1 pseudogene is annotated in these 861 nt (G+C 40.7%); it reads left to right on the top strand.

Features of this window, described 5'->3' with window-relative positions:
* A pseudogene (locus P9E47_RS22745) lies at nt 1–861 on the top strand (copper amine oxidase N-terminal domain-containing protein); the annotation flags it as partial.

Raw genomic sequence — 861 nt, 5'->3', positions numbered from 1 at the left:
CGGGCCGCAACAATGCTGATACAAAAGATTTAAAAACAGCTGAAATCTTAATCAAAGAAGAAGTAGCTGGTTCATGGTTATCAAATCGTGACGTTCAAATCGAGTTCCCATCATGGGTGAAAGTTGTCGGTTATGAAATTTCTGGCGTAAAAGGATTTGCGGCAGGTGCTGAAGATGCACTTAAAGCGAAATTCAACACAGAAATTAAAGGTGACAGCAATGAAATCGAATTAAATAACCTACCAGGACAAGCAGCTGGTAAAACACGCGAATTCAAAGTGAAATTCTACGTATCAACAAAAGCTGATGCACAAGGTGACATCACTGCTAAATTCAGCGGTAAAGCGGGCATCGACGGTGAAGTAGTGGTGGCAAAAGCTGTTGCACCAGTAAATGTTGACATCGCCAAAGCTAATGTAAAAACAGGTATCAAAAATCAAGCGATTGGCAACGTTACATTAACGGAAGCAGCGAAAGGTGCTTTAGTGAAAGATGGTAAAGTTGAACTACGTTTAACAGATGGCGTGAAGTTTAGTGAAAAACCAACTGTAAAAGTAGTGGAAGGTAACCTAGACATCGATAAAGATTCAATTAACGCAGAGAACGGTGTACTATCATTCCGTGTCAAATCTGAAAGCACACGTGCAAGTAAGATTGAAATTTCTGGTGTGAAATTAGACCTTGATCGTGCGGTAGCGCAAGGTGATATCGAAGTAGAAATTGGAGGCACGGCATTAGTACAAAACGCAGACCAAGCGTCTGGAACTGCATTTGATGGTGGAAAACTAGCTATCGGTCACAAAACATTCGATTCATTTGATTTAACAGGCTCTTCTATCGAAGTTGGCGAATTTGACAAAA

It is taken from the genome of Schinkia azotoformans, from assembly GCF_035811335.1.
GTDB classification, from domain to species: Bacteria; Bacillota; Bacilli; order Bacillales; family Bacillaceae_J; genus Schinkia; species Schinkia azotoformans.
The sequence above is the reverse complement of the archived record's forward strand: the minus strand, read 5'-3'. Positions and strand labels throughout refer to the sequence as shown.